The sequence below is a fragment of the Burkholderia sp. Ac-20344 genome (genome assembly GCF_017104975.1).
Lineage (GTDB): Bacteria > Pseudomonadota > Gammaproteobacteria > Burkholderiales > Burkholderiaceae > Burkholderia.
Genome location: NZ_JAAGPP010000016.1, coordinates 86,438 through 94,605 on the forward strand (window position 1 = coordinate 86,438; position 8,168 = coordinate 94,605).

Consider the following 8,168-nt stretch of genomic DNA (forward strand, 5'->3'; position numbering starts at 1 on the left):
ATGCCGCCGCCGGAGGCGGGCAGGCGCTTACGGAATCAGCAGTTCGCGCAGGCCGTTGGCGTGCTCGATGCGTTCGCCGGCGATGTGAAGGCGCTGATCCCGGCGATAGTCGTAGACCGCGCGCGACGCGGCGAGCTGGTCGAAATCGAGTTCGACCGCATGACGCGATTCGGTATTGCCGGCCTCGAAGATCAGGTGGCCGAACGGATCGGCCGCGAGGCTGCCGCCCGCGAACACGACGTCGTGCGTGCTGCCGCCGATACGGTTGGCGACCACCGCGAATACCTGGTTCTCCATCGCACGCGCCGTGGCCGACGTGCGATGGACGGCGCGGTACGGTTCCATGTTGCCGTCGGTGATGAGGATCAGCTCGGCGCCGAGTGCGGCGAGCGCGCGGCCGGTTTCGGGGAATTCGTTGTCGTAGCAGATCAGCAGGCCGATCCGCACGCCGCGCCATTCGATCGTCGCGTAACGGTCGCCGGGCAGCACGACGCCATGTTCGTTCACCCACAGATGCGTCTTGCGATAGCGCAGCGCAATGCCGTCCGGCGTGACGAACACGGTCGTGTTGTAGAAGCGGCCGCCGTCGTTCTCGATCAGCCCGACCACGACGGCAACGTTGCGCGCACGTGCGGCGGCGATGACCGCGCCGACGCTCGGGCCGTCGAGCGGCTCGGCGCATTCGGCCAGATTCGACGGATCGAGGAAGCCGGTGAGCTGCGCTTCCGGAAACATCACGATGTCGGTGCCCGGTGCGCAGGTCGCGATCGCTTCGAGCGTGCGCTGCAGGTTGTAGGGCGTGTCGCCGTCGCGACCGGCGAGCTGGACGATGTCGAGCGTCAGTTTCATGGGCGGTTTCGGTAGCAGGAGCCCGTCGCCGGTGGCGCCGGAACGGTGGGTAAGGAGGCCCCAGTATGCGCCGAAGCGGCGGATTTCCCATCCCGCCGGCGCGTTAACCCTTCGGGGGTATTGATCTGTGACACCGCCAGTGGGGCGAGCGCCGAAACGCGTGACCGGCGATGCGCGTCAGGTGCCGGTCTGCGCGTTCAGGAACAGCGAGAACAGCTCCGATTGCGAGTTGATGGCGAGCTTCCCGTAGATGTTGCGGCGATGCACCTTGACCGTTTCGGCGGAAATCGACAGCTTGTTCGCGACTTCCTTGTTCGAGCGGCCGCTCAGGATCAGCCGGATCACGTCGAGCTCGCGCGCGGTGAGCGGCGTGCCGAGCCGCGCCATTGCGCGCTCGAAGCCGTCCTGCGCACGGGTGCCGGCCCGCGGCGATGCCGCGGCTTCGATCGAGGTCGGCTCGAACGCGAGCCGCTGTCGCATCAGCCCGGCCACCCACGGCCGGATCAGGTCGAGCAGCGCCACCTGCTCGGGGCTGAAGCGCCGCTTGCTGCCGAGCGACAGGCACAGCGTGCGTGCATCGTCGAGCACGACGTTGAACTGCACCTCGTCCTCGACGACGTTGTGCGTGAAATAGAGCGTGTAGTACTCGGTATCGCGGAAGCATTCGGGCGCGACGTCGGACAGCCGGAACAGGCCGCTCTTCGGCGCGTCGCGGTTCGCGATGTAGAACGGGTCGAGCTGGTACAGCCCCTGCACGTAGTCGCGGAACAGCGGGTCGGGGCCGCCGCCTTCGTACGGGCATTCGGCGAACACCTGCGGGCGGCCGTCGCCGAACGTCAGCGCGACCCAGCTGTCGACCGCGACGTATTCCTCGATCAACCGGATCAGCGCGAGCCAGAAGCCCGGCTGGTCGAGCGACTCGATGAGCCGCCCGACCGACCGGTGCCATGCGACATCCTGCAACGTGAGGTTCATGCGTGGGTCCATGTCGGGCCGGTGCGATGCGCGCTTGCGGTGTCGCGCGGTGCGTGTACGCTACGGGCTCGCGGGCCGATTCCCGCGCGCATCGAACGGAGCCTGGGGTGAAGAACGAGATCGTAACGCCGGCCGGCGCGAATGGCGAGGCCGGGTGTCGTGGCCTCGCATCTGGCTGCCGCAGCGCCGCTGGTATCGCCCCGGCAACCGCGATCGGGCGAGTCTGCAACGATCCGCCACACCTCTTTCCAATCCGACCGAACCTCGTCATGACTGTCCAGAACCGGAACAGACGTTTCAAGCCGCTCGCGGCTTCGCTCGCGGCCCTTGGCGCGCTCGCGGTATTCACGGTGCTCGCCGCGCAGTCGCCCGTTCATGCCGCCGAGCCGCCCCGGCCCGACCATCAACTGCAGACCTTCATCCACGACACGTACGGCAACTGGCGCGCGGACCGCAAGGGCTGGCAGGCGGAAGGGGACGATTTCGTCCATTCGCCCTGCGGTTTGCTGCGCGTCGCCACCGCGGACGGCCCGCGCACGCTGCTCGCGATGTGCGGCGAGACCGAGGCGGCGGTGCAGAACGGGATGCCGGGCATGGACGCGGACGCGAACACGGGCTCGATCGACCTGTACGTGCTGAAATCGTCACCGGACGGCAAGGCGCTCGAGCCGGTCATGAAGAAAACGGAGATCGTATCGGGTGGGCGCGGCGAGCCCGGCACGGTGCGTATCGAGCGGCTCGGGCCGCGTCTGTTCGGGTTCGTCATCGGCGAAAGCGACACGCGGCAAGGCTATACGCAACGCTTCCGCTCGATCTGGCTGCCGGTCGGCAACGCGCTGGTGCCGGCGGCCGCGCGCATCGACGAGGCGCTCGACAATGCGGAGTCGACGGAATGCGCGAACGCCCGGGCGCGCTGCGAGGCGCGCCGTTTCGAGATCGCGCCGGACACGACCGGCACCGGCGACGTCTATCCGCTGACGGTCACGGAAACGGGCATGCGCGGCGACAAGGCCATCCACGCGCGCTATACGGTGAAGTTCGACGCGGCACGCGGCCGCTACGTCGTGCCGAAGGCGTTGCGCGAAGGGTACTGATCCTTCGCGCACAGGAACGGGCGGCGTTGCGCCGCCCACGCATCACACGTACAGATACCGCACGAGGTGGAAGAACACCGGCGCGGCGAAGCAGATCGAGTCGACGCGATCGAGCATCCCGCCGTGGCCGGCGATCATCGAGCCCCAGTCCTTGGTGCCGAGCGAGCGCTTGACGGCCGACAGCACGAGGCCGCCGACGAAACCCGCGATCACGATCGCGAGCGAGATGCCGAACGCGGCGCCGAAACTGAACGGCGTCACGCGATACAGCGATGCGCCGCACAGCGTGGCCAGCAAACCGCCGCCGACGAAGCCCTCGATCGTCTTCGACGGCGACAGCTGCGGCGCGATCTTGCGCTTCCCGAACAGTTTGCCGACCACATACTGCAGCACGTCGCTGATCTGCACGACGAACAGGAAGAAGAACAGCAGCAGCGCGTTCTGCCCCACGTAGTGCGGAATGTCGAGGATCAGCACGGCCGGCGCATGGCTCAGCCCGTACACGCACACCATCAGCGCCCAGTTGATCTTCGCGTTGCGGCTCAGGAATTCGCGCGTGTCCTGCGTGAGTGCCGACACGAGCGACATCGCGAAGAACAGGTGCACGGGCACGAAGATCGAATACATCCCGTACCAGTTGATCCCGAGCAGCAGGTATTGCACGGGGATGGCGATGAAGAACGCAATGAACAGCGTCGTATGGTCGCTCGCGGTCGTCGGCGTGAGCGTGATGAATTCGCGTAGCGTCAGGTAGGACAGCACCGCGAACACCAGATACGTGATGTTGTTGCCGAGGCCGATCGCGATGGCCATGATCGCGATCATCGCCCACCACGCGCGGATGCGCTGGTTCAGGTTGACGATGGTCGCGCTCGTGCCGCCGGTGCGTGCGCCGAGGATCGCGCCGATCGCGGTCGCGACGACGAGCACGCCCGTGACGCCCGCGACCAGTTCCCAGAAAATTGTTCGCATTGTCGATATCCGGAAAAGGGAGAAGAGGGCGCCGTGTTCAGCCGGCGGGCCGCTGCGGCGGCGCGAGCGCGACGACCGCGTCGCGCATGCGGGCGAGGAACGTCGGCTTGTCCTCCTGGGCGCCGAGCGCATCGTTCGCGCCGAAGTGCACCTTGCAGATCAGCGGCACCGGCCAGATCGCGCCTTTCGGCATGATCCGTTGCAGGTTCTCGAGATAGACGGGCGCGAGCGCGACGTCCGGAAACTCGGTTGCGAGGTGGAACAGCCCGCTCTTGAACGGCTGCGGCAGGATCTCGGCGCCGCGCGTGCCCTCGGGGAAGATGATGATCGAATGGCCCTGCTTGAGCGCATCGCGCACGGGGTCGAGGGGATCCCCGCCGGATTCGCGGTGGCGGTCGATCAGCACGACGTTCAGCAGCTTCTGCGCGATGTGGCGCTTCATGTCGCTGCTGTCCCAGTAGTCGCGCGCGGCGACCGGCCGCACGACCGCGCGCACGTCGCGCGGCAGCGCGGCGAGGATCGCGAGCGTGTCGATGTGGCTCGTATGGTTCGAGAAGTAGATCTTCTGCGTCGGGGACGGCGGCGCCTGATGCCAGACCGGATACGCGCCGGCGACGAGCCGCACGATGGACAGCAGGAAGTCGCGCTGCCAGATGTTGAGGATGTTCATCGGCGCTGCGCCTCCTGCCTGCATGCATGGCCCGCGGCGCACGCGCGGCGGGCGGGACCCCGGAATGCCGGCGCGGCAGGATGCGCGCCGGACGGCCCTTGTTTAAGTTTTTTCAAATTCGTGGCTGCCTGTCGCAGGTCCGCGATAATCGGACGATTCGCCGTCATACGCTGTTGCGTCGCGGCGAATGCGCCGGTCGGCGGCGTGATAATCGGCTGTTGCACGAGTGCCCGTTTGCAGTTCGAATGGATCTCGCGGCGATCGGGCCTGCGGATTATCGCGAGTTTCCGTCAAAAACGCCAGATTGGCGCCGCGCGTGCGGGCCGCGCGCGTGCTTGACGCATCGGGGCCGCTCGGCGACGATGGGGGCCGTCCATGGAAGGCCGTCCAAGGCCGTTTCGCCGCCCGGGGCATGGCGGCGGGAAACGTATCCAACTGTGCCGCGCAAATAAAACGATGAGCCTCTACGCACTCAAACCCAAATTCCAGAACCGTCTGCGCCCGTTCGCGAACTCGCTCGCCGAGCGCGGCGTCACGGCCAACCAGGTCACGCTGTTCGCGGCCGGCGGCTCGATCGTCGTCGGCGCGCTCGCCGGGCTCGGCGTGTTTGCCCGCGCGCTGTTCCTGCTGATCCCGCTGTGGCTGTTCGTGCGGATGGCGCTCAACGCGATCGACGGGATGCTCGCGCGCGAGCACAATCAGAAGAGCACGCTCGGCGCCTACCTGAACGAACTCGGCGACGTCGTGTCCGATATCGCGCTGGTGCTGCCGTTTCTCGCGATTCCGGCGTTCGCTCCGGCAGACGTCTGGCTGTTCGCGCTGACGGCGGTGATCGTCGAATGCGCGGGGCTGATCGGCCCGCTGGTCGGCGTGAGCCGCCGCTACGACGGCCCGTTCGGCAAGAGCGACCGCGCGCTCGCCCTCGGTGCGTTCGCGCTGTGGATCGGGCTCGGGTTTCCGGTCGGCGGCGTCGCCGCATGGCTGTGGCGGTTGCTGATCGTGCTGTCGATCGTGACCGTGGTGCGGCGCGTGCAGGCCGGCATCGCGGAAAAGGGCGGTTGATAGGGGAGTCAAGAGCGGTTGCGGTACCGGGCGCCGGAGGGCGGCGCACCAAGATTCGAATAACGAAACGAGAGAGATCGCATGAGCGCACGCATGGCCCGTGAGGCCGACTTCATCACGCACGACGGCGAAACGCTGTTCTATCGACACTGGCCCGCCACGGGCCCGCGCTGCCGCGGCGCAATCGTATTGCTGCATCGCGGCCACGAACACTCGGCGCGCGTCGCGCACCTCGTCGACGAGCTCGACCTGCCCGATTTCGCGTTCTTCGCATGGGATGCGCGCGGCCACGGCCGCTCGCCCGGCGCGCGCGGCTACAGCCCGAGCGCGGCTGCGTCGGTGCGCGACCTGCAGACCTTCGTCGAACATATCCGCGACACGCACGGCATCGCGATCGAGGACATGGCCGTGGTCGGCCAGAGCGTCGGCGCGGTGCTCGCAGCTACCTGGGTGCACGACTACGCGCCGCCGATCCGCGCGCTTGTCGTCGCATCGCCGGCGTTCCACATCAAGCTCTACGTGCCGTTCGCGCGGCCGGGCCTGCGGCTGATGCACAAGCTGCGCGGGCTGTTCTACGTGAACAGCTACGTGAAGCCGAAATTCCTCACGCATGATCCGGAGCGGATTGCGAGCTATGCGTCCGATCCGCTGATCACGCGGCCGATCGCGGTCAACATGCTGCTCGACCTGCACGACACCGCGCAGCGGATCGTCGCCGACGCGGCCGCGATCACCGTGCCGACGCAACTGCTGATCTCGGGCGCCGACTGGGTCGTGCATCGCGGCCCGCAGGACCGCTTCTTCGAGCGGCTCGGCTCCGCGCGCAAGGAGCGCATCGTGCTGCCGGGCTTCTATCACGACACGCTCGGCGAACGCGACCGCGCGCAGGCGCTCGCGCTGCTGCGTGCGTTCGTGCTGCGCGAATTCGATGCGCCGAGCCCGCGCGTGTCGCTCGCCGATGCCGACCGGCGCGGTGCGTTCCACGACGAATACGCGGCGCTCGGCCGGCCGCCCGCGAATGCGTTCGCGCGTGCGTACTGGGCGCTGACGCGGGCCGGCCTGAAGGCCGGCGGCGCGCTGTCGGACGGCATCGCGCTCGGGCTGCGGCTCGGCTTCGATTCGGGCTCGACGCTCGACTACGTGTACCGCAACCGCGCACAGGGGCGGCTCGGCGTCGGCGCGCTGATCGACCGCACGTATCTCGATTCGCCGGGCTGGGTCGGCATCCGCCAGCGCAAGGTCCATCTGCAGGAGCTGATTGGCGCGGCGATCGGCCGCCTGCGCGGCCACGGCGCGCCGGTGCGGATCGTCGACATCGCGGCCGGGCACGGGCGCTACGTGCTCGATGCGATCGCGTCGGCCGCCGAGCGCGACGGCGCGGCGCCCGACGACATCACGCTGCGCGACTACAGCCCGCCGAACGTCGAGGCCGGGCGCGTGCTGATCGCGCAGCGCGGCCTCGAGCCGATCGCGCGCTTCGAGCGCGGCGATGCGTTCGACGAGGCGTCGCTCGCGAGGCTCGAACCGCGGCCGACGCTCGCGATCGTGTCCGGCCTCTACGAGCTGTTCGGCGAGAACGCGCTGATCGAGCGCTCGCTGCGCGGGCTCGCGCAGGCCGTGCCGCCGGGCGGCTATCTCGTCTATACGGGGCAGCCGTGGCATCCGCAGCTCGAATTCATCGCACGCGCGCTGAACAATCACCGCGGCGAGGCGACCTGGGTGATGCGCCGCCGCTCGCAGGCCGAGATGGACGAACTCGTCGCGCGCGCGGGCTTCCGCAAGCTCGACCAGCGGATCGACGAAATGGGCATCTTCACGGTCAGCCTCGCGCAGCGGGTCGACCCGTCATGAGCGCGTTCGACGGCGGCGCGAGCGACCTCGCCGAGCCGGCCGACGCCGCCGACGCACGCGACGCGTCGTTCGCGCTGCGCGTCGGCTGGCTCGCGGCGATGGGCGCCGTGTTCTTCTCGACGTACGGCTTCGCGAACTGGCTCGCCGCACGTCGCGCAGCGGTGCCGACCTTCGCGTTCGGCTGGGAGCACGCGATCCCGTTCGTGCCGTGGACGATCGTGCCGTACTGGTCGATCGACCTGCTGTATGCACTGTCGTTCTTTTTCTGGACGCGCCGCGCCGACCTGCTCGATCACGTGAAGCGGCTGTTGACCGTGCAACTGATATCGGTCGCGTGCTTCGTCGCGTGGCCGCTGCGCTTCGGCTTCGAGCGGCCCGACGCGGGCGGCGTGGCCGGGGCGCTGTTCACGCTGCTGATGGGGTTCGACAAGCCGTTCAACCAGGCGCCGTCTCTGCACATCGGGCTGCTCGTCGTGCTGTGGGCCGTCTATGCGAAGCACCTGCGCGGCACGCTCGCGCGCGTCGCGCTGCACCTGTGGTTCGCGGCGATCGGCGTGTCGGTGCTGACGACCTACCAGCATCACGCGATCGACGTGCCGACCGGCGCGGCCGTCGGCTGTCTCGCGCTGTTCCTGTTTCCGCTGCGCGATGCCGCCGGCCGGTTGCCGGGCGCCAATGCGTCGCCGGGCGCGGCC

At 68.4% G+C, this 8,168-nt stretch carries 7 protein-coding genes and 1 pseudogene; 4 read left to right on the forward strand and 4 right to left on the reverse strand.

The annotated features are described in order from the left end of the window. Positions 1 to 27: 27 nt before the first annotated feature. The gene (locus G3N64_RS08200; protein WP_205783375.1) at positions 28 to 849 is read right to left on the reverse strand and encodes a nitrilase-related carbon-nitrogen hydrolase; all 822 of its coding nucleotides are present in this window, start codon (positions 847 to 849) and stop codon (positions 28 to 30) included. A 177-nt stretch (positions 850 to 1,026) separates the two neighbouring features. Continuing rightward, positions 1,027 to 1,824, reverse strand: a complete 798-nt coding sequence (locus G3N64_RS08205) for a LuxR C-terminal-related transcriptional regulator (protein WP_205783376.1) — start codon at positions 1,822 to 1,824, stop codon at positions 1,027 to 1,029. Between the two features lie 269 nt (positions 1,825 to 2,093). Between G3N64_RS08205 and G3N64_RS08210 the strand changes: the two genes are divergently transcribed. Then, entirely contained in the window at positions 2,094 to 2,918 is an 825-nt protein-coding gene (locus G3N64_RS08210) for a topoisomerase IV (RefSeq protein WP_205783377.1), read from the forward strand. Between the two features lie 42 nt (positions 2,919 to 2,960). Here G3N64_RS08210 and G3N64_RS08215 read toward each other — a convergent pair whose 3' ends face one another. Together G3N64_RS08215 and G3N64_RS08220 are read right to left on the reverse strand one after the other, a co-directional pair. After that, positions 2,961 to 3,890 (reverse strand): phosphatidate cytidylyltransferase, encoded by a 930-nt coding sequence (locus G3N64_RS08215; RefSeq protein WP_205783378.1) that lies wholly within the window; start codon positions 3,888 to 3,890, stop codon positions 2,961 to 2,963. A gap of 37 nt (positions 3,891 to 3,927) precedes the next feature. Beyond that, on the reverse strand, positions 3,928 to 4,560 hold the full coding sequence (locus G3N64_RS08220; protein ID WP_205783379.1) for a lysophospholipid acyltransferase family protein: 633 nt from the start codon (positions 4,558 to 4,560) through the stop codon (positions 3,928 to 3,930). Between the two features lie 456 nt (positions 4,561 to 5,016). On the opposite strand from G3N64_RS08220, the gene G3N64_RS08225 reads away from it, so the two are divergent. From G3N64_RS08225 to G3N64_RS08235, 3 genes and pseudogenes are all read left to right on the forward strand, one after another. Then, on the forward strand, positions 5,017 to 5,622 hold the full coding sequence (locus G3N64_RS08225) for a CDP-alcohol phosphatidyltransferase family protein (protein ID WP_043182416.1): 606 nt from the start codon (positions 5,017 to 5,019) through the stop codon (positions 5,620 to 5,622). Positions 5,623 to 5,703: 81 nt separating this feature from the next. Next, positions 5,704 to 7,473: a bifunctional alpha/beta hydrolase/class I SAM-dependent methyltransferase gene (locus G3N64_RS08230; RefSeq protein ID WP_205783380.1), complete on the forward strand. Its 1,770-nt coding sequence runs from the start codon at positions 5,704 to 5,706 to the stop codon at positions 7,471 to 7,473. After that, a pseudogene (locus tag G3N64_RS08235) lies at positions 7,470 to 8,168 on the forward strand (serine/threonine protein phosphatase); the annotation flags it as partial. The gene G3N64_RS08230 and the pseudogene G3N64_RS08235, both read left to right, overlap by 4 nt.